We start from the raw sequence: 25,516 nt of genomic DNA, 5'->3' as shown, positions 1-25,516 counted from the left end.
TATCTGGAGGTTATTCATCGGGCTGATGGTTACAGCTATGGATTCTAGGCGGCTAAAGCCGCTTGAGTCGGCTTTCCTCCTTGCTCTAAAGAGACAAGGCTCCCAGCCATCCCAAAAAACTTGGTGGCAATTTTTCCGTTGTAAAGACGATGTAGTCCAGATATTCCAAATAAGCAACCTAGCCAAAGCAGGTAGGAAGTTCCGACCTTATTCATATCACTGGCACTTTAAGGTTTCTGGTTCAATCATAAATACTTTGCTGGGTAGTCAGCAGAAAAACGGCAGTTAAAGAAACTAGGCGATCGCTAGGTAGACCCAGTTACACTTGGCACAATAAGCATAGTGAATGAGTAGCCAACTTTAAGAGAAGTAGTAGGGGTTGTCATGGTTGCTAGATCTGGGCGATCGCTCAATGGTGCTAGAGGTCAAAGTCGCATCAGCCGACAAGTGTTGCTACTGAGTTTGCTAATGTTGCCTGTGGTGCCGACGGCAGCGATCGCTAACAGTGTCGTAGTTGAGGCTGTTCCTGTTCCTACAGTTGCTGATACTCCAATTTCTGATCCTGCTAGCGCTGCCCCTAACGCTGCCGAGCCATCCTCAACCCCATCCAACTCAGACGTTACCCAACCACCTACGGCAACTTCTGAACCAACTCAGATAGAACCAACTCAGATAGAACCAGCTCAGGCAGAAGCATCAGCAGAATCAGATTCGGCGGAATCAACCACTGAGCCAAGTAATGCGGATGCTGCCGCAGAGCCAGAGTCAAAATCAGAACCAGAACCAAAGTCAGATGAAGCGAGCGAGGCTGAGGCGATCGATTCTGACGCAGAGAAAGCGGAGGCACCGCCTACTCCGGAAGAACAGGCGCGACAACAAAAACTGATTGAAGCCGACCAGTTGTACTTGGGTGGACAATTTCCCGCTGCTGAAAAGCTCTATCGAGAAGCAAAGCCGTTGTTTGCCAAAGAAGCGGCAGCAACAGAAGCCAAGCAACGACCGGAACCGATTTTAGACCCAGCTCAGTTGTCACCCGGAGGACAGGTCTACTGGCGCGAATCGGAAGCTGGGATGGCTCAGAAACTAGAGACTCGAATTTTTGTACCGCTGAGTATGCTGGTGGAGCAGTACCCCCAATTTGTCCCTGGACATTTACGCCTCGCCCAAGCGCTCCAAGACTACCAGCGCACCCCAGAAGCGCTAACAGTACTAGAGCGTGCCACGGCTTTTTATCCTAACCAGCCCGATTTGTTGAAAGCCAAGATAGAACTTTTGGTGGCAACCAAGCAATGGCTAGATGCTTCGATCGCGGCGCGGCAATTCGCTTTGCTCAACCCCAACGATCCAGCCGCACCCGAATTCGCCAAACTCGCTGAAGATAACCTGGAGCAGTTCCAGCGAAATATGCGGCGAGAGTTGCGCGGCAATGCGATCGCCAATGCCATCACCGGGGTTGCGGGTTACGTACTGACTGGCAATATCTTTAGCCCCTTATCAGCGGTGCAAACCACAGCTATGTTGATGCGGGGAGAGGCAGCAATCGGAGAGAGTGTCGCGAAGGATGCCAAGGAAGAGTTGGAACTGATAGATGATCCGCTGGTGGTGGATTATGTGAATGAGATCGGTCGTCGCATCGCCACAGTAGCGGGACGAGATTTTAAGTACGAGTTTCACGTGATTATGGACGATCGCCTCAATGCCTTTGCCCTGCCTGGAGGTAAGGTGTTTCTCAATGCGGGAGCGATCGCCAAAACCAACTCGGAAGCAGAACTCGCCGGACTTTTGGCCCATGAGTTGTCTCATTCAGTTCTCTCCCACGGATTTCAGTTAGTGGCTCAAGGAAATCTGGTTTCTAGCGCCACGCAGTTCTTTCCCTTTGGGGGCACCATTGGCAATTTGGCGGTTCTAGACTACAGCCGCGATATGGAGCGACAAGCGGATATTGTGGGCACCCGGATTTTAGCTTCGACGGGCTACGCAGCAGATGGGTTACGCAACTTGATGGTGACATTGGAAAAAGAAGACAAAGACAGCATGCCTTTCAGTTGGCTCTCCTCACACCCAGTCACCAACGAGCGGGTGGAATATCTGGAAAGCCTGATTCAAGAGAACGGCTACAACCGCTACGCCTACGAGGGAGTCACCCGCCACAACACCGTGAAAGCTAGAGTCAAACAACTGATCGCAGAGCGCAAACAATGCGAAAAGGAGAAGAAGAGTAGACAAGAAAAACTAGAATGCCGGAAACAACCAGAACAAAAAGTAGAACAAAAAACAGAAGAAAAATAAGCTGAAGAGCGATCGCGGGTTGGCAGATTAAACCTAGCGATCGCCCCCTTGATTAGAGTTTTCTGGCAACGCTTATTTACAACTATTTCGACATCGTGCAGTTTCTTAATTTACTCGCCGCTAGAGTGGTTTCAGCTTGTCTAACTTTTCCTAGCGCCGCCAGTTGGAACATAGCAGGGTTGCTGCTATCTATGACTGCGCTCATTTGTGTGCCGTTAGGATTGCAAACAGGCTTTTTACGGTTCACTGTTCCTCGTTTGTCTGCGCTCAAAATGACTGGTGTATTAGTCGCCTGTTTTTTGTTTCCGGCGTTAGCAGAGGAATTGTGCTTCCGTGCCATGCCCTTAGCCCATGCTAGTGAGCCATCGGCATTCAACATACAGATACTTTGGGGAGTGCTCAGTTTATTCGCTTATGTGTTGTACCACCCTTTAAATGGGGCCACGCTGTACCGCTGTAGCTTGCCCACAATGACCCATCCTGTTTTCCTGTTCTCAACTGGGATTTTGGGAGTTGCCTGTTCTATCTCCTATTGGCAATCAGGCTCTATTTGGACTGCTGTAGCCATTCACTGGACAGTTGTAGTCGCTTGGTTACTCTTGCTAGGCGGATATGCAAGATTGAAATTTCCGCAAGATGGAGTTGAGAACTCGTGAGTGGGCCAAGCGATCGCCTACTTTGAAAAGCTTAAGGCTATGCTGTGAGGATAGAGCCTGTAGAGGTCAGATGATGAGCAGCGTTGCAGTTAAGGTGCCTCCACAACTCAAGGTTACAGAAGAGCAGTTCACACAGCTAAGCCAAGCAAATCCTGACTTGAGAATGGAACGAACGGCGCAAGGGGAACTGATTGTGATGGCACCTACGGGGAGTGAAAGCGGTCACTACAATGCTGAATTAACCACAGATTTCACACTTTGGAATCGTCAAACTCGGCTGGGTAAAGTCTTTGATTCGTCAACAGGATTCAAGCTGCCGAATGGAGCGACTCGTGCGCCTGACACTGCTTGGGTGAAGCAAGAGCGCTGGGATGCACTTACGCCAGAGCAACGTAAAGGTTTTGCGCCATTGTGTCCTGACTTTATCCTAGAGTTAGCTTCTGAGACTGATGATTTAGAAACGCTGCAAGCCAAAATGCAGGAATACATCGAGAATGGTTGTCAGTTGGCATGGCTGATCAGCCCCAAAACTCGTCAAGTAGAAATTTACCGCCCAAATCAACTCGTTGAAGTTCTCCAGGCTCCCGCCACTTTATCTGGGGAAGCAGTACTTCCTGGCTTTATCTTGGATTTACAGACAATCTTTTGGCAACAGATTTGATTATTCGAGTTGCAAGTGCAGGGAATCTCGAATCACTGGTACGACTAGCTGGCGCATTTCGGGATCAGCTTCAGCAATTGCATCCTTCCGATACAGAGTTTCGAGACGCGATCGCCCGACTCTTGCAAGAGTCAGATACTGAATTTTTTCTGGCTCAAGATGCTCAAGGAAATCCTCTATGTGCTTCCGGAGGTACGGCGACAAGGAGTAGGGCGACAACTGGTTCAATTGGCTATTGATAGAGCTGCTGCCAAAGGATTTCGTTCAATTGGCCTCAATACCAATGAACGAAATATAGGAGCGATCGCCCTTTACCAAAAATTAGGATTACAAGCTGAGCGATCGCTGTGGCAAGACGGACGGCAACTCTGGCTAGAGAAAGTTTTATAGACGGTAGGGTGTGTAAAGCGAAGCGTACGCACCGTTCTCAACCGGAGAGACACAATAATTTATGGCGGTGCGTCGTGACGCACCCTACAAGACATGGGCGATCGCACTTGTCTTCACCTTTGTCTTCACCAAGACTCACAGAAGTTGACGCGATGTTGCAACTCTTAACACGATCGCCTCGCTTCAACCTCTCAGACCTTGTAAACTAAAGTGCATAGAAAATGCCGCATTTACGTCTTGGCTTCCTCTGTATTGCTTTCATGGCTCTAGACCTGAGGCACAGAATCATAAAAGAGCAGAAACACCTATGGTAGATTCCCTCAAGAAACCTGGTTTTGAAGAACAGAAGCCAGGAATCAAAGTCCCCGCGAAGGAAACCATCCTCACTCCTCGGTTCTATACCACCGACTTCGATGAGATGGCAAAGATGGACATCTCTCCCAACGAGGACGAGTTGAGAGCCATCCTGGAAGAATTTCGGGCTGACTACAATCGCCACCATTTTGTGCGGGATGCTGAGTTTGAGCAATCTTGGGATCACATTGATGGCGAAACCCGTCAGCTATTCATCGAGTTTCTAGAGCGCTCTTGCACCGCTGAGTTCTCTGGCTTCCTGCTCTACAAAGAACTAGCTCGCAAGCTGAAAGACAAGAACCCCTTGTTGGCAGAGTGCTTCTCGCTGATGTCACGAGATGAGGCGCGTCACGCTGGTTTCCTCAACAAGGCGATGACCGACTTCAACATGTCGCTCGACTTGGGTTTCTTGACCAAGAGCCGCAGCTACACCTTCTTTAAGCCAAAGTTTATCTTCTACGCGACTTACCTCTCTGAAAAGATTGGCTACTGGCGGTACATCACGATTTTCCGTCACCTAGAGTCGCACCCTGAGAATCGCATCTACCCGATTTTCCGATTCTTTGATAACTGGTGCCAAGATGAGAACCGTCATGGTGACTTTTTTGATGCCATCATGAAGGCTCAGCCCCAGTTCCTTAACGATTGGAAAGCAAAACTCTGGAGTCGCTTCTTCCTGCTCTCCGTGTTTGCCACCATGTACCTCAACGACCTTCAGCGCTCTGGCTTCTACGCTTCTCTGGGCCTGAATGCGCGGGACTACGATCTGCATGTGATCAACAAGACCAACGAAACTGCGGGTCGCGTTTTCCCCGTGATTCTGGATGTAGAAAATCCTAAATTCGTGGCTCGGATGGATAAGGCGGCTGCGGCTTTTCTGAAGCTGAACAAGATCATTGAGTCTAACCAGCCCAAAGCCGTGAAGTTCTTCCAGAAGCTACCCCTAATCGGTGCGATCGCTTGGCAAATGCTGCGGTTGTACCTGATGAAGCCGATTGATATGGTGGCTCTAGAAGGCACTGTACGTTAACGTTTCAGATTGGCTCCGAATGCTGGCGGTTCTGTTTAATGCAGAACCGTTTTTTTGTGGGAACCTGCTTGATTCTTCAGCCATCAATTGCTTGCATGGAGAGACAAATTATTAATTGGCAATGGCTGCGATCGCCCTTCCGCTTGGGCCTGTCGGTGAGCTTACTCATTGTGCTTTTAGGTGGGATTGATCGGGCTACGGCTCAGGAAACGCCTGCACCTACAACTCAACCACCTGAAGTGTCTCAGGCTGCGAGTGACTTGGATTTAAAGCCAGAGGTTATCCAAGAAAGTCCTGTGTTGCAGCGTTGGTTACGGGAAGTGCCAGATGTATTGTCGGACATCAAACACGACCCAAGTTTCCGGACGCGAATTAGGGCGGGATACTCTCAGTTTCCCTCTACGGATCACGCTGGCGGTTGGAATGTGGGTGTGGAGGATGTGTTCTTAGGGCGGAGTGGCTTAACGGTCAGCGGAGAATACCAAGCTGCGTTTAATGGCGATCGCGAAGCCTATGGCGGAGACGTGCGTTACTATGTGCGGCCTTTGGGCAGCTATGTCAATGTTGCGCCTGTGGTGGGCTACCGCTATTTAGAAACCGATCAATATTCCACTGATGGAGCGAATGTTGGGGTGCGGGTTTTGTTGGTGCTGTCGCGCACTGGAGCCGCTGATGTCTCTCTGACCCAGAGTTGGGTATCTCCTGGTTCTGATGAGGAAGTGGGGCTAACAACGCTATCGGCGGGCTACGCGGTGACGAACAATCTACGCTTGTCTACGGATATCCAAAAACAAAACTCCCGCTTTGCCAAGGATAGCCGTGTGGGAGTCTCTCTAGAATGGATGCCTTGAGCGATCGCCTTAATGTAGGGTCATGAGTTCCAGTGGCTCGGATGGCATGATGTACATCAGTTCGGCTCCTTCAGGTTGTGTTTCTGATGGTTTTAATTGCAGCCATTCCTGAAAACTCATGCCTAGTTGAGCGATCGCCTGTACTTCACTTTGATACGCTTCAAAACGACGATAAGTTTCAATCATCGCCTCCATTCTTTCCATATAGTTTGGCAGACGATCGTAAATCTCTAGCTTGTCAATCAATCCTTGAGCGGCCTGATCTAAGTTAAAGCTGCTGAAGAAGTTTTTGGCAACTGCAAATGTCAAGTCAACTTGATCGCGAGGAGCCTCTTGAGCAATAGTAAATAGATTTTTTCGTTGCGCTTCAAATACAGCATTCTCATCAAGTGTTGGATCAAACCATTGAAGGATTATGGTTAGGCGATGCAGATCAGTTTTACCAATTAATTTAGGATGCAGGTAGATGGCTGGATTTGGCGTCAACAGGAGTTTGATACATTTTCCTGTGTAGTCGTTCAGGATCTTAGCTCCTTCCTGAAACCGACGAATCGCAAGCTCGGTTTCCCCTAACTCTAAATAGCACCTTACTTCCGCAATATAAATTAGAAACAACAAAGCTAGATAGTCTGATGCTTTTTCACTGTTTTTCTGAATTAGATTTTCAGTATGGCCAGCGTAATAATGTTCAACCTTTAGAAGTCGATTAATTGCTTGCATAGCACTGTTTTGGCGATTGTCTGCTTTATTCATAGTGAAAGCGTTTCTCGCTAAATCCAGTGCTGCCCGAAAGTTAGAATATGCTTCTAAATCAAGCTTTTGATTGATCTCTGCTACAACCTTTTGAGTCTCTTGGAGACACTTTTCTAGCTCGTCTAAACGTCTTAAAATCCAGACGAACCCCATAGTGGACAAGCCTAGATTTAGCAGGGATAGACTTGGGGTGAGAACGCTAGCCACTGTCATCCACTTAGAACTAAGAGTTGAGGAACCTATTTCACGCAGCCAAGCTACTACTTGCTTCGTTTTAGCATCACGGATTACTCCTCCTACACGTTCATAGGTTTGATTGGTTAAGCCTTCTGTCACCCAGCTAGGAATATCGAAATTGACATTAATATTACTCAAGATTTGCCTACCTGTTGTGAGCTGATCACTTTAGCTGCTATTTAGCAGATTCTTAATTAGGATTCCCCCAAACGTGGGGATTAAGGGAGTAGTTCGACTAGAAAACGGCACTCCTTAAACAATCTCTAACTAGTGGCAAACCAATAAGTAGTGGCAAACCAATTATTTCTTAAGCTCTGCCTGAGAACTATTCAACGCTAGCTCTATAATAAAGCTGGTTAGATTCTTAGCGCTTTGAACGTGAATTGAGCCACCTAAATATGTAACGAGTTTACGGACTAAAGCTAAACCTAATCCGGTGCCTGGTTGCTTCCAGGGGTCAGAACTGGGAATACGGTAGAACTTTTCAAAAATTCGGGTTTGCTCGTTAGGGGAAATTTCTACACCGGAATTAGTGACACTCAACTGCAAGACTTCAGATTTAGCATTAGCTGTAACAGTGATAGATTCGTGAGCAGGAGTGTACTTACAAGCATTACTTAATAACTCGGCTAGCACCCGCTCTAAATGCGAGGCATCGGATATTAGGAAAGGCAACTCATCAGGAAGTTGAAGTTGTAGCGTCTGCTGTAAGTTGTGGGCCTGTTCTTTAAAGGGTTCAATGATTACAGGTAGCCAATGTCTCAAATTAATGACCCCTAACTCTAGGGATTGATTGCCTGCGTCCAGTCTTTGCAGATCTAGTAAGTCATCAATTAAGCTGATTTCTCGCTCACATTCGTCTTTCAGAATTTTTAGATAGCGAGTAGTTTTGCTGGTTTCAGGTTGGGTTTCACAGACATGTTTAGTGCGCTCTTTCTCAAGGGATAATTCCAGCATGTGAGTTGCCATTTTCATGCTGGCCATTGGAGTCCGCAACTCATGAGAAACTGTGCTGAGAAATTCATCTTTGAGGCGATTTAGCTTTTCCAGGGCTTCTACTTGGGCTTGGGCCTCTTGATACAACCGAGCTTGGCGAATGGCGATCGCACATTGGTTCGTCACTTGCAGCACCAAGCGAATTTCTAACTCATTAAAAACGGCATACTTTTGCTTAAATAACCACAAGTCACCAATCACACCTTGGTCATCAAAGATTGGACAAGCCAACATCGCCAAGCGATCGCGACCGGATTCTGGGTTCAATTCGCAAAATTGTGAGTACTGTTCTTGCTGAATTTGTTGATAAATCTCTGGGAACTCAACGGCTTTTGGGACTAAGCTGCAACCCACGGTATTAGGGGTCATGTACTCATGGCGAATCTTGGCGCAGGGCTGCTCCGCTTCGTAGAGGCTGGTGCCACAGCAAGAAACCCCCAACACATTCACCAGTTCTGCCGTTGCAGTTTCGAGGATTTGGCTTTCATCCAGGCTGTCGCGGACTTTATCGGTAATCCGTTTCAGCATGGCTTCATACTCTAGCGATCGCTGCAACTGAGTTGTGCGTTCCTGAACCTGGCATTCTAAGTCCGCATTGAGGTGCTGCACCTGTTGATACAGTTCCGATTGTTGAATTGCGATCGCCACTTGGGTTGTAAGCCGCTCCACCAGCTTGATTTCAGAGGGTTGCCAGCGCCGAGGGCCAGAACAATGATGGGCCAAGAGTAGCCCCCACAACTGCTCTCCTTGCAAGATTGGTACGACTAAATTAGCGCGAACATCAAATTGAGCCAAGACATCCACATGACAAGCAGCCATTCCAGCGCTGTAGATATCTTCAACCGCTCGCACATGGCCCTGTTTGTACTGAGCAATATAGGTGAGGGCGAAGCAGGGATCTCTCGTTTGTTTGCCTAGCAGCGAAGGCCACTCAGATCCAACCGATTCCACCGCGATCGTACCGCTCCAGTCTGGCTCAAAGCGATAAATGCTCACTCGATCTGTTTGAAGAAACTGCCGTACCTCAACGACCGTGGTGTTGAGGATGTCTTCTAAATTGAGAGATTGCCGAATGCGTTGGGAAATCACCCCCATCAAGTGTTCCCACTCGGTTTGTTGATGCAGTTCTGCCATCGCTTTGCTGGCTTGCAGTAACCGCCGCACTCGTTGACGCAACACGGCCCAATGAATCGGCTTAGTAATATAGTCGGTGGCTCCAGCCGCAAAAGCTTGATCAACCGAGGCCTGGTCATCTAGCCCAGTGATCATCAATAGAGGAGTGCGATCGCCCCCTGGTAAAGCTTTAAGCTGACGACAACAAGTGAAGCCATCCATCACAGGCATGACGGCATCGAGCAAGACAATATCTGGCTGGAGGCGAGCATAAATCGTCAGACATTGCTCCCCGTCTCGCGCTTCAGCAACTCGGTATCCTTCTGCCTCCATTGTTTCTCGTAACAGCGATCGCGCCGATTTGTTGTCATCGACAACGAGAATCAGAGGAGCATCTGGAGAGACAGGACTCATGCTGGACACTGGTTGTTTATAACTTGCCCTAGTATGCCCACTCTCTCCAGGTCTCTATAAACAAGATTGCGGAGTTAGATATTGGCCCTTTCTCGGAATACTGCCGTGATTAGAGGGATGGCACCTCGATCAAGCGATCGCCAATTGCCACCATACCGCTTTGGATCACAGTAGCCAGGATTCCAGTTTGGCGATGGCCCAACGTGGGTTGTAAGGCCGCAAAAATTGAGTAATCCTGGATGCCTGTATCTGGGTTGACATCGATATTGGGGCAACGGTTGATCGGAGCCGCGATCGCCACTTGAGCAGTACCCAGTTGAAAGGTTTTGCCCACCCAACTCAATTCCTCCCAAGCAGGAATGCCTGTGAGCAAGATATTGGGTCGAAAACGGCGTGGATCAACTTCATGCCCCAACTTCTGGCTCAAGTCTTCGAGGCTAGCTTGGCTAATCAGCGAAATATGCACTGGGTCGCGATCGGGGTAGCGGGTACTGTTGCCATCTCCGACTAAGCGCAAAGGTGCTTTCTCGGGATGGCGAGCGGTGGCGGTAGGTTGGAGCGCAGCTAAGTATCCGGTAAAGAAAGCACTAATGCGATCGCGCCCTAGAGGTGTGTTAGTTGCCTCAGCTAATAACTCCACCCCTTGCTGCTTCACCACTAGCTGGGCGGTCGCTGGGTCATACTCACAAGTTAAGCTGGCTAAACCAGGCCAGTCAGCCTGCATCGCAAAATTGTTTTTCCTCATCCAAGGTACTTCATCACTTAACTCCGCCAAACCTGCATCTGCGTACATCAAAGCAAAGCCGCGATCGCCTGGGATGCCGTGGCCTGCTTGGAGAGAGACGCGATCGCAAACGTGAGGAGTTAGCCCTTTAATGAAATAGGTAAACAGTTGGGTGATTTCTATGGTGCTCATACTATCTGTTAGTCTGTCGGTCACTGCCTAGAAATTGCTTAATGCCAATCATGCCACTCTTAATCATGCAAGCAGTTAACGAACGATGAGTATGGCTAGGCATCTGTCCTAGGTGCGTGGGAACGGTTGTAAAGCACGACTCCAAGGGCAATCAGAACAATTGCCAGTTGGACTAAAGTGGTTTCCCAGGTGGGATAGAGGCCCAAGGCATCAACGGAGGGTAAGAAGCTAGCGGTATCAGCAGGCAGCAGACCTGCAACTTGCAAAGCATGAATGCCGCTACCGACAAACTTGAAGCCCAGATAGTAAATGAGCAGGCTAGTGAACAAAAAGAAGGGTTTGAGGGGAATCCGTAAGCCCAAACCCAGCATCAAGACTGCCACCACTACCAAGATGAGAGAACCTACAGCTAAGCCACCTAGTAGATCAAATGTGCTGATTGAGGGAGCAATGCCAATATAGAACAGCACTGTTTCTGCCCCCTCTCGAAAAACAGCGAGAAATGCCAGCAAGGCTAAAGAAAAGACACTGTTTTGCGCTAGGGCCACAGTAGTTTTCTCTTGGATGTAGCCTTGCCACGCTCCCATTGAAGATTTGCTGTGGAGCCAATAGCTGACATAGAACAACATTATGGCTGCGACTAAACCCGTCAGTCCTTCCAAGAGTTCTCGGTTGCTGCCAACGGCAATATTGGCAAAGACTAAGTGGATCACCAAGGCAGTGAGAACCGATGCCAGGATGCCCGCGCCCGCGCCAATCCAGATCCAGCGGCTCTTGTCTCCATTGTCACTCTTGACCAAAAAAGCACAGAGTGCCACCAGGACTAAAAGTGCCTCCATGCCTTCCCGCAGCAAGATTACAGCCGAGTCGAATAAGTTATAGCGTAGAGTTTTCTCGGCAAAAGGTTGCAAGTCGGTTTTTAGGGTGGCGATCGCGGTTTTGGCTTCCTCTAGGTTGGGCGGCGTAGAACGCAACGCTGCATAAGCTTTAGCCATGTTGTTCTCGATCGCCACATAAGCCTGCCGAGATTTCCCAGCCACAAAACCTTCTACTTCGACCCAATCGGTCTGAAAGCTTTTGACCTCACTGATAGCTGTAGCAAGATCCTGCTTTTGTAGAGCTGCTTCAACTCGATCTAAACGCTGGGCTAAGCTCGCGATCGTCACTGAATTAGAGCGGGTGGTAGTAGGAGCTGTTGTTGAGCTAAACTTGCCTGCAATAAATTTTTGGTTAGTTGCTTGTAACTCCTTGAGGGCAGATTCCAGTTGATCTGGGTTGCTTGGTTCAACAGAAAAGGCAAACTTGACGTTGCCCATTGCATCTTCAATCTCGCGGTAAGCCTGTCGAGAGCTTTCCTTGACACTATCCTCAACCTCGAACCAACTTTCGCGGAACTGGTTGTAAGTGGTGGCTGCTTCCGCTAAATCTTGGGCTTCTAGTTTGGCGATCGCTTGTTCAATATAAGTATCTAGCTGCTGGAGGTCTTGTTGAGGGCTAGCCACAGCTCCAGCAGGTGCAGTGAGCAACAGCATGACGCTGAGAACCAGACCCAAGACCCAGCCCCAGTAATTTGATTTAAAGAGATGGAAATGTGGCACTTGATAAATTCCGTCTTGATGCTAAGGGATGGATTGAGCACTGATACCATCTTATTTCGCCACTTCTTTTTGAGTTTCTTGCTCAATCGTCTGAACCAGCAGCAGAATTCCACCTTTCCCACAATCATTTCTTCCGGATACAGCCCTTCTTCCCTAGAAAAAAGGAATGGTAGATGCACCCTGAATTCAATCCCTGGCTTCGGCTGGGGATTTTTTGTTTGTGAGTCGGTTGTAAATTTTTTAATCTGAATACAGTAGGGGTGCAGCTAGGCATATACTTTTGGTGCATGAGTATGCATCAAATCCGCGATCGCCAAAAGTCTGTCATTTTCTCCTGGGTTGTGCTGCTAATCAGCCTCGTAGAACCCCTGCTAGGAATTTCCGCTCTAGCTCAGGTAAGTGGAAAACCTTCCAGTCAAACACCGCTACCGCAAGCCTATTTGGAAGCGATCGAGGATGCCAAGCTAGCAGAGCCACGGGAAATCTATCGCAACCTCACTCCCATCGTTTGGTACAACCCTGCTTTAGTTTGGGACAGAAGTCGCGTCTTAGTGACAGTGTGGACGACTTATTCTGGATACGCTAGTCGAGTGGGTGGTCTGATGCGGTTGCCGATCGACCTTTGGGTGACAGCGGCTCCTGATTTGCAAAATTTCTGCAAAACCTACCGTCCGACTCAAGAAGTTTCTCTACCCTATCGCCTCAACCAACTCTTGGGGTTGCCTCCAGATGAGGCCAGCCAGTCTCGCTACATCGTCGAATTGTGGGTGGAACCAAAACATCTCTTCCGTCCCACCCCCGACCCAGACATCAGTGATCGCGAAGCCACACTGGAATTCCCGTTGAATGGGTTTGAAACGATCTCAGCAACTTATCAGGAGTGGTTCAGCACCCAGTTCACCAGTCGCTACCCCACTACAGGTAAGTCTTACCCCTGGACTCAACTGGGATACACCTATGACTGGGGTAATGCAGCCGACTGGCAACGCTTAGAACCTACTCGTCCTGCGAATGTGGGCTTAAGTGAGTTCGTGATTCGTCAAGGAGCCCTCGTAACCGTTCGCTCGACCCAGCAAGCTGAAGAATATTGCCGCTAGCCCCAGCAAAGCGATCGCGATTAGGTACAGGTTGCGTGAAGCGATAACAGTCACTCCGCAGTGGACAGTCAACTCCAGGACAATAGAGCATGGTAATCTTCGTTAGTCCTGAGCAATCAGGGTAATAGCGGTCACTTCAGGGGGGCAGAAAAGGCGACCAGGGAGATAAGTGCCGAGCCCCCGGTTGACGTAAAGTAGATTGTCTCCGACTTGATGTAAACCGCTAGCCCATTCCCAGTGCTGTACAACCCGGTGGCTATGTTTCTTCATAGACGGGATCGAGCTACGAATGGTTTTAGGGATGCTGTAGAAAATATCTTCGTACAGTTTAGAAATCGTGCCGAGACCAGGGATGACCACTTGCCCGCCGTGGGTATGACCGGAAAGCTGCAAATCTACTCGCCATTTTTTTAAGATTTGGGCCGTGTCAGGATTGTGAGAGAGCACAATGCGGGGCAGCGCGGGATCTAGCTCCGTCATCACTGGAGTGGGAGCAAACTTCCCTGACCAGAAATCTGCTAGACCAACAAAGGGTAAATCAGCTCCTAACGGATAAGCCACTTCGTTCCACAAAACCTGAACGCCAATGCTAGTCAAAGCCGCAGTAACTTCCGCCTGAGAATGCTGCTCTTGAAGGTCGTGGTTGCCCAAGACTGCCAAAATTCCAGCCCGACTGCGTAAATGCTTCAGATGGCGTACCAAATCATGAATTGGTTCTGGCTCATCAGTCACATAGTCTCCGGTGAGCAAAACCAGATCTGGCTCTAGTGCATTACTGGCAGCGATCGCCTGGGTTAGTAAATTGTCTGAGAGCCGCAGACCATCGTAGTGAAAATCAGAAAACTGCACGAGCTTCGTATTGTGCAAAGCCGGAGGGAGTCCAGCGATCGCAATCGTTAGAGAATCAACGCTTAGCGGCCCAGTCAGGAGTCTATGCATGGCTTCAGAATAGCTGACTTCACTGGACTCAGCCTAGCATTTCAGTTGGGCAAATCTACTTAGTCCCTTAACACATAGCCCACCCCACGTACGGTTTGAATCAGGCGTTTTTCTTGGTTAGCTTCGAGTTTAAGACGGAGATAGCGGATATAGACTTCAATGATGTTGGAGTCGCCCATAAAGTCATAACCCCAAACCTGCTCCAAAATGCGATCGCGGCTAATCACTTGGCGGGGGTGAGCCATGAGAAAATCTAACAGATCAAACTCTTTAGCAGTGAGTTCAATGGCGCGATCGCCTCGGAAGACCTCACGAGTTTGGCGATTTAGAATCAGATCCTCAAACTGTAAAACATCTGGATCAGTTTCCTGCACTCGCCGGAGATGCGCCCGAACTCGCGCTAGTAATTCTTCAATACTGAACGGTTTGACCACATAGTCATCCGCACCTGCATCCAACCCTGCGACGCGATCGCTCACTTCATCTTTAGCGGTGAGTAACACAACCGGAACTTTATCGCCTGTGGTGCGGAGGCGACGGCACACTTCCAAGCCAGACAACCCTGGTAGCATCCAATCGAGAATAATTAAATCTGGTTTGGCATCGCGAGCGGTGGTCAACCCCGTGAAGCCATCGTGGGCCAGAGTGACCTGATAGCCTTCATAGCTCAGCTCTAGCTCAATAAAGCGGGCTAGCTTCACTTCATCCTCAATGACTAAGATGTGGGCGGAAGGAGCGGTCATAGCTTTAAAGATGGGGTAGGTAAGGTGACAGTGAAGACGCTGCCTTCTCCCAGTTTGGAGCGTACCGTAATGCTGCCTCCCATACCTTCAACTAAGGTTTTCACAATTGACAGACCCAAACCACTGCCTCCGGTAGAACGAGAACGAGCTTCATCGACCCGATAGAAGCGCTCAAAGATACGGGTTTGGTGGGGGAGATCAATCCCACAACCGCGATCGCTCACTTGGAGGCTGACGAACTCATCAAACTGATGTAGGCGTAAAGTAATGGGTGCAATAGGTTCAGAATATTTAACCGCATTATCAATCAGATTGATCAGCACCTGTCTCAAGCGGCTGCGATCGGCCTTGACGTAAATCGGCTCGGTCCCAGCACCGTTTCTCTCAAGACTTTCAATTTCAACTTGAATTGTATGATTGCCAAATTGCTCTGCCATGCTAGCCACCTCACGCAACAGCCCAGCTAAGTCAATCGGCTCCCAAGAAAGGTGCAAATAACCGCTGTCGGCCCTGGCTAAATCTAGAAGATCTTGCAGCAACCGGATAATGCGATCGGTTTCAACGGCAGCAATATCGAGGGCTTCCTGTTGGGCTTCCGTTAAATTTTGGCTGCGGCGCTGCATGCTTTGGAGATAACCATGCACAATCGTCAGCGGCGTCCGTAATTCGTGAGAAACATTGCTGACAAACTCTCGCTGTTGGGTCCAAGAGTCAGACAGACGAGACAGCATCATATTGAAAGTTTGCGCCAAATCCGTGACTTCGCTGGGGGCACTATCTAGTTGCAATTGGGCTTTCCCCAGGTCATCCACCGAAATCACTTGAGTCATCTGACTCATCTCGCGCAAGGGTTGGAGCGATCGCCGGATATAGGAAGCGATCGCCACAGCCAGCGCCAGAATTGCCAACAAATTGACCAGAGTCAAACTCCGAATTAAACCCAAAAACCGACTGTGGTCGCGAGTAATATCTTGAGCAATATAGAGCTTGCCAATCCGAGTGCCTTTAACGGCTAGCGGCTCACTACTAATCAACAAATACGAACCATTAATCCAAGAACTCTGAGGCTTGGTAGGCAACCAAGGCAAATCATCAACCGCCGCCACGATTTGGCTCGCCCGTTCCGTCTTCAACGTTTCAGCTTGAGCTAAAACACTCCCATCCGGTGCCCTGGCCCAAATCAAGAGATTCGGATTAGTGACATTGTTGATCGCCCTCCGCAACCCAATCTCTACCGGAATCATTTCGCTATACAGCTCCACATCACGCGGTAAGCGATCGGTGAGGTAGACAATACTTTGCTTGTGAGAATCAATCAGGATTTGGTAGGTCGTCCAAGTCGTCCAAATCGCCACCCCACCAAAGCCTAAAACTGACGCCCCAATAATACCGACAGTTAAACGAAACTGTAGCGAAAATGGATCGATCCGCTCTTTAGTTTTAGTAATTTTCCTGAGCAAATCACTAATGAAATTCATTCAGCCCAGGCTCGAAAGAGATTCAATCTTATGCGCTCAACACTACTTTCCAACTTAACAACTCAATAAGAGTAAAAACCAAAAAAATGATGTTGCTCTAAGCCAAATATTAGTTTTTCCTGAGAAAGAAAGACTCACTAGCGATCGCTAAACTGAGCGATGCCTTGTTGATAAACCCCATCAAAGATAGACTCCAACTGAGCATTAGCGCCACGTAGCTGATCCACCACCTGCTTAGCCCAAATAAAATACTCTCGCTTGCGATCGTGAGACCAATCAGCCGGAGGTGAGGCCATAATATCGCGCAGATTAGAAATCTTATCCGCCAGCTTTACCAACTTAGCCCTCTGACTCAAATGTGCCGCCTGTTCAACTTGGCATTGTTTCCGCTCTTGCTTAGGCAGAGACTTATCATCAGTCACCTCCCTGACCAACTGCTCTACCTCTGCGCCAAACTCTTGCTTTAACTCTGCAAAAGTTGTTTCAGTATCCTCCACCGTGTCATGCAGCAGCGCCGCAGCCATCACCACTGGATCGCTCACACCTGCCGTATTCCACAATAAATTCACTAAATTAATCGGGTGATTGATATAGGGAGAAGCCTCTAGATCCTTGCGCCGCTGGTCCCGATGCTTACGAGCCGCAAAATCCAGAGCCTTGAAGATCAACCCAACCTGTTGCAATTCCATAGCAGCATCTCATGACCAGCACCTCTAGTTTATGAACTACAAAGCTGATTTAGCTCTGCGTAATTCCACTAGCTTTTCAATCTGCTGAAACCAATTGGAATTCCTGCATCGCTGGCAAAAAATTGCTGTTTTCGTGACCCGATCGACTGAGCTTGATCAACACAAACCGTTGGAGCGGCGAAAGCGATCGCCACTGCTCCAGCGTCAACCCAACACCAGTCTCCGTTGCCTTCTCCTGCACACTCAACGGAATCACAGTTTCATCCATCCAAGCAGGGCAAGCCTCCACTGGAAGAGCACTCGCAGCCTGCCCCATATGTTCTACAACCATCTGCTGCAAATGCTCCCGGTAACTCGCAGCCTCCCCCTCCGTCCCACAAGGAAGATCCACCAAAGACTGCCGTTCCCCCTGCATAAACTGATGCCAGTGTTGCAACTTCAACTTAACGCCACAAGCATCTAGCTTGTACCGTACCTGCATTGGGATACAACGGAGAGACTCGACAAAATCAGCTTCGAACTGGAAAAAGTGAGACATAGAGAGGGGGAGGGATGAAGGATGAAGGAGGAAGGATGAGGGATGAAGGATGAAAAGGTGAGGAGGGAGGAGGGAGGGGGTAGGAAAGGAGGAAGGATGAGGGATGAGGGATGAAGGATGAAAAAGGAGACAGAAGTTTGGAAGAAAAAAGTTGGGATCTAGAAAAAGAATCGAAACGCTTACAATTACGTTCGTTTGGAGGGGGTCTGGGGGACGCAACCGTCCCTCAGCGGGGGTTTGGGGGCGAGTGCCCCCAAGGATCGGATTTAGTGAGCCTTCGCATTCACATGACGAATCACCCAATAACTAATCGAAAGCGAAAAGATCGCGATCGCCAGACCAATCAACTCCACCCCAGTCGTTTTCTCAAAATCGAGAATAATAATCTTCCGCGCTACCGCAATCAGCGAAGTTACCACCACCAACTCCACCTGCACCACATGCTGCCGAAGATAAGCAGAAATATTTTCCAGAATTTCCAGCGCAATCAAGACATTGAGAAACAAGCCAAAAATCTCGATCAGAGTAATGCCGAAGCTTCCAAACGGAGCCGAGAAAATTTGCAAAACCAGAAACTTGCACAAGTCAAACACTGCTACGGCCAAGACCAGAACCATAGCAATCGACAACGCTCTAGCTACCAAAGCTTCTACATTGGCAAGAAACTTGAGAAAGTTTTCATTACTGCCTGCTTCAGTACACTGTCGGGTAACTTTTTTTAGCGATCGCATCTGATGCAACTAGAACAGCTAAGAAGATGGTGCGAGGATACTCGATCGGGCTGATGAATGCAAACTCTCCAGATTACTAGCTCCAGCCTTCATCGGAATTAGCTGCACCGCACAAGCTTTCAACTCTGGCTGCTTAGAATCGGGGCAACATTCTGGATGCGTCAAGGCATTTGCCTCCGCTTGGTCTGCCCACAAAAAGCCCCAGTGCATCGGCACAAACACAGTCCCAGGCGCGATCGCCTTCGTCACCGTCACCGGAAACCGCGCCAACCCTCGCCGCGATCGCACTTCTACCCAATCTTTGTCCTGCAACTCCAGCGCCGCCGCATCACGAGGATGAATTTCCAAAAAAGGATTCGGGTGCATTTGCCGCGTCTTCTCAATCCGTCCAGTTCGCGTCTGCGTATGCCAGTGACCGTAAAGCCGACCCGTCGTGAGCACCAAAGGATATTCCGGATCAGGACGTTCCGCTAAGCCACGGGAATGGTAAGCACCAAACCGTGCCCGACCATCGGGAGTATGAAAGCGCAGATCTTGATAGAGCCTCGCAGGTTCCCCAGGTTTAACCTCACCCGAAGCTCGACAAGGCCAATGGGTTGGACCTTGAGCCCGCAATCGCTCATGACTCAATCCCGTCATTTCACAAGGGCGATCGCGAGTAATCTGAGCAAATTCAGCGTAGACTTCGGCAGCCGTCGTAAAGGTAAAGTACTGAGAAAAGCCTAAACGCCGCCCCACTTCCGCAAAGATCTCCCAATCCGCTTTAGCTTCACCAGGGCGATCGCGAAATGCCTGACAAAGCGTGACTCGCCGCTCTGAGTTGGTCATCACACCTGTTTTTTCGCCCCATTGCGCTGCGGGCAATAGCAAGTGGGCATACTCGGCAGTTTCCGTAGGGTAATAGGCGTCTTGGTAAATCGTGAAGGGCGATCGCTTGAGGGCCGCTTTCGTCCGCTCCAAGTCAGGCATACTCACCGCCGGATTAGTAGCCGCAATCCACAGCACCCCAACATCTCCCTGCTCCAACCCAGTGATCATTTCCCAGGCTGTCCGACCTGGGTGAGCAGAAATCTGTCCAGGCTTCAGTCCCCAAAACTGCTCTAGTTCTGTCCGGTGTTGGGGATTTTGCACCACGCGATAGCCAGGTAACAAGTGAGCTAATCCACCTGCCTCTCGCCCCCCCATTGCATTCGGCTGTCCCGTCAGAGAGAATGGCCCTGCTCCAGGTTTACCGATTTGCCCAGTCATCAGGTGTAGGTTAATGATCGTCCGGACTTTAGCAGTACCTTCGCTAGATTGGTTGACTCCCATCGACCACAGGGAAAGCACTCGCTGAGATTCCCCCCAATAACGAGCCGCAGTTTCTAAATCTTCCACCGCAATACCACAACGCCGCGCTGTCATTTCAGGCGTGTAGTCTTGAATCACTTGAGCAAAAGCGGGGAAATTGGCGGTGCATTCATCAATAAAGCTGACATCAAAGTAGCCCCACCGCATCAGCAGATGAGCCATGCCATTGAGCAAATCAATATCAGTGCCAGGGCGAATGGCCAAATGCAGATCAGCAGCCTGAGCCGTTGCTGTTTCGCGCGGATCAACCACAATCATTTTGACGTGGCGGTTTTGCTTATGGTATTTCCGCAGGCGATTAAAGATGATCGGATGGCATTCGGCGGTGTTGGTGCCAATCAGAAACGCACAATCAGTCAGCTCTAGATCGTCATAACAACAAGGAGGACCGTCAGCTCCAAAGCTTTGAATGTAACCAGACACGGCTGAAGACATGCACAAGCGCGAGTTGGCATCAAAATTGTTTGTGCCCAGACAACCCTTGAGCAGCTTTTGGGCTGTGTAGTAGTCCTCAGTTTGAAACTGCCCAGAACCATACATACAGATTGCTTCTGGGCCTTGAGTAAACCGAACAGCTTGAATTCGGTTCACGATGGCATCATAGGCTTCTTCCCAGGTGATGCGACGAAACGGCTGATTCAGGTTGTCGCGGATCATCGGGTGGAGCAAGCGGTCTTTATTCAACGATTCTGCGATCGTGGCTCCCTTGACGCAAACCATCCCTTGGCTCGAAGGATGGGCGCGATCGCCCCGCACCTGCCAGGAAGGTTTACCTTCACTATCTCTATGAGTGGGCTTACCAGCCTGTGCGGGTGGCAATACTTCTAAGCCACACCCGACACCGCAGTAAGGACAGAGAGTTTTAGTGGGATCAGTCATAACAACAGTCGTCCGGTACTAAGCGTAGATGGGCCGTAGATGGATTCAGAGTTTAACCCCAACCTAGGCGGCTTGAGAGATTTAATTCGTAGAATTTGTTACAAAAATACCGTTCAAGCTGATAAACCTGAAAATATCAGCCGGAGAGTGTAGACCAAAGAGCATAAAAGCTCGTCAATCCTCACCCTCCCAAGCGCTTGCAGCTACCTTATTCGTGTTCTTCAGCGAAAACTGGCATGGCCTTAGGAGACAATACTAAGACTTCCTCTCCTTCATGATGTTCTGAGAACGAGCCTTTAGGTTCTTTAAGGAGAAATCCACAGAGGAAGGCAACAATCACGGACATGATACCGAGAGTTTGAAAGAAAATCTGGTTTCCGATCGCCCCTTCAGGTAGCAGGCTGTAGAGGGTCAGGTAAATCACCGCTCCGACGTTACCGTAGGCTCCGACATTTCCGGCAATTTGACCTGTGACTCGGCGCTTAACCAGAGGCACAATCGCAAAGGTAGAGCCTTCACCTGCCTGAACAAAGAAGGAGCAAGCCATCGTCAACACAATGGCGATCGGCAGCCACCAACTACTGGTAACACTGCTCATCGCGAGGTAGCCTAGGCCCATACAAGCAGTCAAGACGGTCATGGTGAGCTTACGACTGCCGAGTTTGTCTGACACCAAACCGCCCCCAGGCCGAGCCACCAAGTTCATAAAAGCGTAACTCGCAGCAATCATACCCGCCACGACTTTGCTCAAACCAAAAGTGTTTTCAAAGAAGGCAGGTAGCATCGAAACAACTGCGAGTTCTGAGCCAAAGTTGACAAAATAGGTGAGTTCCAGAAGGGCAACTTGGCCAAAGCGGTAGCGCTCCTCAGGGGGATAGGACTTTTTGCCAGTCATCAACTCCTTGTTGACCTCCCAGCACTTATAAGCCTGAAAGAGATAAAGACCTACCAAAAGCAACCAGCTAATGTAAAGCCCTATTGCATCTAAAATCCCAGCGGTCTGCAAGCGCCAAGCCAACAAGCCCAAAACACCTATCAAAGGAATGTTCATGCCCATTAAGGCCCAGAAACTCTTGCGACTGGTGACCTCCATCCCACCATGCCGAGCCGGACGCTGGTAGACCTTACCAGTGGGTGTATCTTGGACATTGAAAAAGTAGATCGCTCCGTAAACCGCAGCAAAAATTCCGGTTAAGGCGATCGCCAGTCTCCAGTTCACCTGACCTGCGGCAACCACAGCAGTGGTAGCGGCAAGAGTCGGCAGCGTAAAGGCAGCAGCAGCCGAACCAAAATTACCCCAGCCGCCATAAATCCCTTCGGCTAGACCAATCTCTTTGGGGGGAAACCATTCTGCCACCATGCGAATGCCAATCACAAACCCAGCTCCCACAATGCTCAAAGCTAGACGGCTTAGGGCTAACTGACTAAAGTTTTGGGCTAAGGCAAAAACGGTGCAAGGAATGGCGGAGAACATCAACAGGAGGGAATAGGTCACACGAGGGCCGTAACGATCCAGTAGCATGCCGATGATGATGCGAGCCGGAACGGTTAGCGCAACGTTGCAGATCGCGATCGTCCGCATTTGAGCTTCTGTAAGACCCAAGTCGGCTTTCACTGCTGTCGCGAGGGGAGCAAAGTTAAACCAAACGACAAAGGACAGAAAGAAAGCAAACCAGGTCATGTGCAAGATGCGGTAACGACCCTGAAATGACCATAATTCTCTAAGCACGTCAAACCTTTGAATTCAACAGAGGGAAAGATTCCCAATTTCGAGCGGGGTAGCGTTGTGGGTATGGGTTGGTTAATGGGCCAAGGCAAAGCGACTGTAGAGAAAGTCGAGGGCGTAGTTGCGGAGGCTGTAGTATTCCGGGCTTTCTAGCAGTTGGGCGCGATCGCGAGGGCGAGGGAAGGGGATCTCCAAGACCTCCCCAATCTGGGCCGAGGGGCCATTGGTCATCATCACCAAGCGATCGGCTAGGAATAGCGCCTCATCAATATCGTGGGTAATCATCATCACGGTGCAACGATGATCTCGCCAGATTTGGAGGAGTTCCTCTTGCAGTTCTTCCTTGGTAATGGCATCCAGCGCTCCAAAGGGTTCATCCAAAATCAACACTTCAGGACGAATAGCCAAGGCACGAGCGATCGCCACCCGCTGCTTCATCCCGCCCGACAGTTGCCCTGGTTTTTTGTCAGCGGCTTCTGTCAGGCCCACCATTGCCAAGTGCTCCTGGACAATCTTCACCTTCTCAGCTCGTGGTTTGGTGGGATACACCTCGTCCACACCGAGGTAGACATTGTCAAAAGCACTCATCCAGGGCAGCAAAGCATAGTTCTGGAACACCATCATCCGGTCGGGTCCAGGCTGAGTGATGCGCTTGGTTTGCAGGCGCACTTCACCAGTAGTAGGTTTGCTAAAGCCCGCCACCATATTTAAGAGCGTTGATTTGCCACAGCCAGAGTGACCAATGACGCAGATAAACTCGCCTTCGTAGACTGTGAGATCAATCCCTTCTAAAACTGTGTAGGGACCGTTGGGAGTGGGGTAGACCTTAGAAACGTGGTCAATCACCAGGAAGGGGTCCCGGTTCATGGCTGGAGCTGGATCTAAGGCTTGACCGTCGAGAATTTGCATGGCTGCTTAGGGAAGAATGAGGGAGGAAGGATGAGGGAGGAAGGATGAGGGAGGAAGGATGAGGGATGAGGGATGAGGGAGGAAGGATGAGGGATGAGGGAGGAAAAGGGGGTTAGGCGGCGATGGTGGGGCTTGTGGAGGTAGAAGTAGTGGAAGTAGGAGTGGTGGAAGTGGGAGTCGGAATAGGTTGATCGATGTTGATTTCTTCGATGCGGATATCGCGACGAATGGTTAGGCGGTTGAGATAGCCGATGGGATCGTCGGGGTTGAAGAGGGTGCCATCGAAGAGTTGGAAGGCATCGCGATCGGGTTCGGTATCGGGCCAACCCAGTTGTCTAGCAGCTTCTCCGTAAACATCAACCCGCCGGACGCGATCGAGAATTTCAATCCAGTTTTTAGGGAAGGCTGTAATACCCCAGCGAGCCAGTTGAGTCAAAATCCATAGCCCTTCAACGCGACTGGGGCAATTGGTATGGTTCACGTGAAACTGGTTGTAGCGAGGTAAGTTTTTCGGTGCGTCACCGTTGCCGCGATCGTAGGGATCGATAAAGCCAGGGCGGATGTAACTAGCAGCAGTGCCGACATATTCTGGTCGCGCTAGCAGTTCCACAATCTCTTCGCGATGGCGGCGATCGTCGCAATACTCACAAGCTTCCATGAGGGCTTTGAGCAGGGCGATGTGAGTTTCGGGATGTTGAGTCGCCCAATCTTCGCGGACTCCCAAAACTTTCTCCGGATGTCCGGGCCAAATTTCGAGATCGGTGGCGATCGCATATCCCAAGCCTTCTTGAATCGCCCGTGAGTTCCATGGTTCACCCGCACAGTAGCCGTCGATGTGGCCTCCTTTGAGGTTCGCGACCATTTGCGGCGGCGGGATCACCGTGAGGTTGACATCTTGATCTGGATCAATGCCACCCGAAGCTAGCCAGTAGCGCAACATTAGGTTGTGCATGGAGGCAGGATGCACAATCCCCAATGTATGCACTTGGTCAGGCGCTCGATCGATTGCAGCTTTGAAGTCAGCTAAGGTTTTAACTCCTTGCCGATGAAAGTGTTTGTCGAGGGTAATGGCATTGCCGTTGCGATCGAGCACTAAAGCAGTCACAACGGGGGTAGGCGCGTTGCCACCGACGCCAATGGTCATCGAGAGCGGCATCCCTGCCACCATCTGAGCGGCATCCAATCTACGACTGGCAATGCCTTCCGCGACTGTCTTCCAACTCGATTCTCGGACTAGATTGACTTCGTCTAAACCATGCTTTTTGAAGAAGCCCTTCTCTTTAGCGACTACGAGGGGAGCACAGTCGGTGAGGGGGATAAAGCCGATGTCTAGGTTGACTTTTTCGAGGCCATGACGGGCGATCGCAATATTTTGCTTGGCTTGCCGCTTCTTCGCCCGTTTTTGCTGGTTGAGGAAGTAGATGATCTCACTCCGCATACTGTAGTAGCTGGGGTGATTCACCACCTCCAAGCGATGGCGAGGTCGAGGAATAGCGACTTCTAAAATCTGACCAATGTGAGATTCGGGGCCATTCGTAAGCATAACGATGCGGTCAGAGAGGAGCAGCGCTTCGTCTACGTCGTGGGTCACCATTAAGCAAGTGACACGGCTCTCTTCGCAGATTTTCATTAGCTGCTCTTGCAAGTTCCCTCTCGTCAGCGCATCCAAAGCGCCAAAGGGTTCATCCAGTAGCAACAACTTAGGACGAATAGCCAAGGCACGGGCGATCGCCACCCGCTGTTTCATCCCCCCCGACAATTGACTTGGGCGCTTATCAGCCGCAGCTCGCAACCCCACCAAATCAATATGGTGTTCGATAATGCCCCGTCGCTCTCCTTTGGGTAGGTTCTTAGCGACTTCATCGACAGCCAAGGCAATGTTTTCACGCACCGTTAGCCAAGGCAGCAAAGAATAATTTTGGAACACCACCATGCGATCGGGTCCCGGTGACGTGACCTGCCGACCTTCTAGCACTACGCCACCGCTGGTGGGCTTATCTAAGCCTGCCACGATGTTGAGCAGAGTGGATTTACCGCAACCAGAATGTCCAATTAGGGAGACGAACTCACCCTGGCGAATTTTGAGGTCAATATTCTTTAGCGCTACATAGCTGCCGCCATCGGGGAGCGGGAAGACACGGTCAATATGATCGACTTCAACAAAGGCAGACATGGTGCT

General features: G+C 49.9%; 22 protein-coding genes. 7 read left to right on the top strand and 15 right to left on the bottom strand.

Features of this window, described 5'->3' with window-relative positions; translation table 11 throughout:
- Positions 1-44: 44 nt before the first annotated feature.
- Positions 45-215 (bottom strand): hypothetical protein, encoded by a 171-nt coding sequence (locus KME12_16235; GenBank protein ID MBW4489339.1) that lies wholly within the window; start codon positions 213-215, stop codon positions 45-47.
- A gap of 253 nt (positions 216-468) precedes the next feature.
- On the opposite strand from KME12_16235, the gene KME12_16230 reads away from it, so the two are divergent.
- From KME12_16230 to KME12_16205, 6 genes are all read left to right on the top strand, one after another.
- Complete coding sequence (locus tag KME12_16230; protein ID MBW4489338.1) at positions 469-2,289, top strand: M48 family metalloprotease; 1,821 nt, start codon at positions 469-471, stop codon at positions 2,287-2,289.
- A gap of 191 nt (positions 2,290-2,480) precedes the next feature.
- Positions 2,481-2,945, top strand: a complete 465-nt coding sequence (locus KME12_16225; GenBank protein ID MBW4489337.1) for a CPBP family intramembrane metalloprotease — start codon at positions 2,481-2,483, stop codon at positions 2,943-2,945.
- A 73-nt stretch (positions 2,946-3,018) separates the two neighbouring features.
- Positions 3,019-3,606, top strand: coding sequence for a Uma2 family endonuclease (locus tag KME12_16220; protein ID MBW4489336.1), 588 nt, complete (start codon positions 3,019-3,021; stop codon positions 3,604-3,606).
- Between the two features lie 159 nt (positions 3,607-3,765).
- Positions 3,766-3,996, top strand: coding sequence for a GNAT family N-acetyltransferase (locus KME12_16215; protein MBW4489335.1), 231 nt, complete (start codon positions 3,766-3,768; stop codon positions 3,994-3,996).
- Positions 3,997-4,303: 307 nt separating this feature from the next.
- Entirely contained in the window at positions 4,304-5,380 is a 1,077-nt protein-coding gene (acsF, locus tag KME12_16210) for a magnesium-protoporphyrin IX monomethyl ester (oxidative) cyclase (GenBank protein MBW4489334.1), read from the top strand.
- A 239-nt stretch (positions 5,381-5,619) separates the two neighbouring features.
- A complete protein-coding gene (locus tag KME12_16205; protein MBW4489333.1) occupies positions 5,620-6,231 on the top strand; it encodes a hypothetical protein in 612 nt (203 codons plus the stop codon).
- A 9-nt stretch (positions 6,232-6,240) separates the two neighbouring features.
- Here KME12_16205 and KME12_16200 read toward each other — a convergent pair whose 3' ends face one another.
- From KME12_16200 to KME12_16185, 4 genes are all read right to left on the bottom strand, one after another.
- Complete coding sequence (locus tag KME12_16200; protein MBW4489332.1) at positions 6,241-7,359, bottom strand: hypothetical protein; 1,119 nt, start codon at positions 7,357-7,359, stop codon at positions 6,241-6,243.
- 162 nt (positions 7,360-7,521) lie between these two features.
- Positions 7,522-9,744: a GAF domain-containing protein gene (locus KME12_16195; GenBank protein MBW4489331.1), complete on the bottom strand. Its 2,223-nt coding sequence runs from the start codon at positions 9,742-9,744 to the stop codon at positions 7,522-7,524.
- Positions 9,745-9,853: 109 nt separating this feature from the next.
- Positions 9,854-10,660: an MOSC domain-containing protein gene (locus tag KME12_16190; GenBank protein MBW4489330.1), complete on the bottom strand. Its 807-nt coding sequence runs from the start codon at positions 10,658-10,660 to the stop codon at positions 9,854-9,856.
- 95 nt (positions 10,661-10,755) lie between these two features.
- Positions 10,756-11,976, bottom strand: a complete 1,221-nt coding sequence (locus KME12_16185; GenBank protein MBW4489329.1) for an FTR1 family iron permease — start codon at positions 11,974-11,976, stop codon at positions 10,756-10,758.
- 569 nt (positions 11,977-12,545) lie between these two features.
- Between KME12_16185 and KME12_16180 the strand changes: the two genes are divergently transcribed.
- The gene (locus tag KME12_16180; protein ID MBW4489328.1) at positions 12,546-13,355 is read left to right on the top strand and encodes a hypothetical protein; all 810 of its coding nucleotides are present in this window, start codon (positions 12,546-12,548) and stop codon (positions 13,353-13,355) included.
- A gap of 102 nt (positions 13,356-13,457) precedes the next feature.
- Here the strand turns inward: KME12_16180 and KME12_16175 are convergent, their stop codons facing one another.
- The 10 genes from KME12_16175 to KME12_16130 form a co-directional block, all read right to left on the bottom strand.
- On the bottom strand, positions 13,458-14,294 hold the full coding sequence (locus tag KME12_16175) for a metallophosphoesterase (GenBank protein MBW4489327.1): 837 nt from the start codon (positions 14,292-14,294) through the stop codon (positions 13,458-13,460).
- Between the two features lie 59 nt (positions 14,295-14,353).
- On the bottom strand, positions 14,354-15,037 hold the full coding sequence (locus tag KME12_16170; protein ID MBW4489326.1) for a response regulator transcription factor: 684 nt from the start codon (positions 15,035-15,037) through the stop codon (positions 14,354-14,356).
- Entirely contained in the window at positions 15,034-16,515 is a 1,482-nt protein-coding gene (locus KME12_16165; GenBank protein ID MBW4489325.1) for a HAMP domain-containing protein, read from the bottom strand. Before KME12_16165 ends, KME12_16170 begins: the two co-directional genes overlap by 4 nt.
- 137 nt (positions 16,516-16,652) lie before the next feature.
- The gene (locus tag KME12_16160; GenBank protein ID MBW4489324.1) at positions 16,653-17,204 is read right to left on the bottom strand and encodes an HD domain-containing protein; all 552 of its coding nucleotides are present in this window, start codon (positions 17,202-17,204) and stop codon (positions 16,653-16,655) included.
- 76 nt (positions 17,205-17,280) lie between these two features.
- Positions 17,281-17,742, bottom strand: coding sequence for a nitrate reductase associated protein (locus KME12_16155; protein MBW4489323.1), 462 nt, complete (start codon positions 17,740-17,742; stop codon positions 17,281-17,283).
- A gap of 266 nt (positions 17,743-18,008) precedes the next feature.
- A complete protein-coding gene (locus tag KME12_16150; GenBank protein MBW4489322.1) occupies positions 18,009-18,473 on the bottom strand; it encodes a phosphate-starvation-inducible PsiE family protein in 465 nt (154 codons plus the stop codon).
- Between the two features lie 18 nt (positions 18,474-18,491).
- A complete protein-coding gene (locus KME12_16145) occupies positions 18,492-20,702 on the bottom strand; it encodes a nitrate reductase (protein MBW4489321.1) in 2,211 nt (736 codons plus the stop codon).
- 208 nt (positions 20,703-20,910) lie between these two features.
- Positions 20,911-22,431, bottom strand: a complete 1,521-nt coding sequence (locus KME12_16140; GenBank protein ID MBW4489320.1) for an MFS transporter — start codon at positions 22,429-22,431, stop codon at positions 20,911-20,913.
- A gap of 72 nt (positions 22,432-22,503) precedes the next feature.
- Positions 22,504-23,337, bottom strand: coding sequence for a nitrate ABC transporter ATP-binding protein (locus KME12_16135; protein ID MBW4489319.1), 834 nt, complete (start codon positions 23,335-23,337; stop codon positions 22,504-22,506).
- Positions 23,338-23,449: 112 nt separating this feature from the next.
- The gene (locus tag KME12_16130; protein MBW4489318.1) at positions 23,450-25,510 is read right to left on the bottom strand and encodes a nitrate ABC transporter ATP-binding protein; all 2,061 of its coding nucleotides are present in this window, start codon (positions 25,508-25,510) and stop codon (positions 23,450-23,452) included.
- Positions 25,511-25,516: the final 6 nt, after the last annotated feature.

Source organism: Trichocoleus desertorum ATA4-8-CV12 (assembly GCA_019358975.1).
In the GTDB taxonomy this organism is placed as follows: domain Bacteria; phylum Cyanobacteriota; class Cyanobacteriia; order FACHB-46; family FACHB-46; genus Trichocoleus; species Trichocoleus desertorum_A.
The sequence above is the reverse complement of the archived record's forward strand: the minus strand, read 5'-3'. Positions and strand labels throughout refer to the sequence as shown.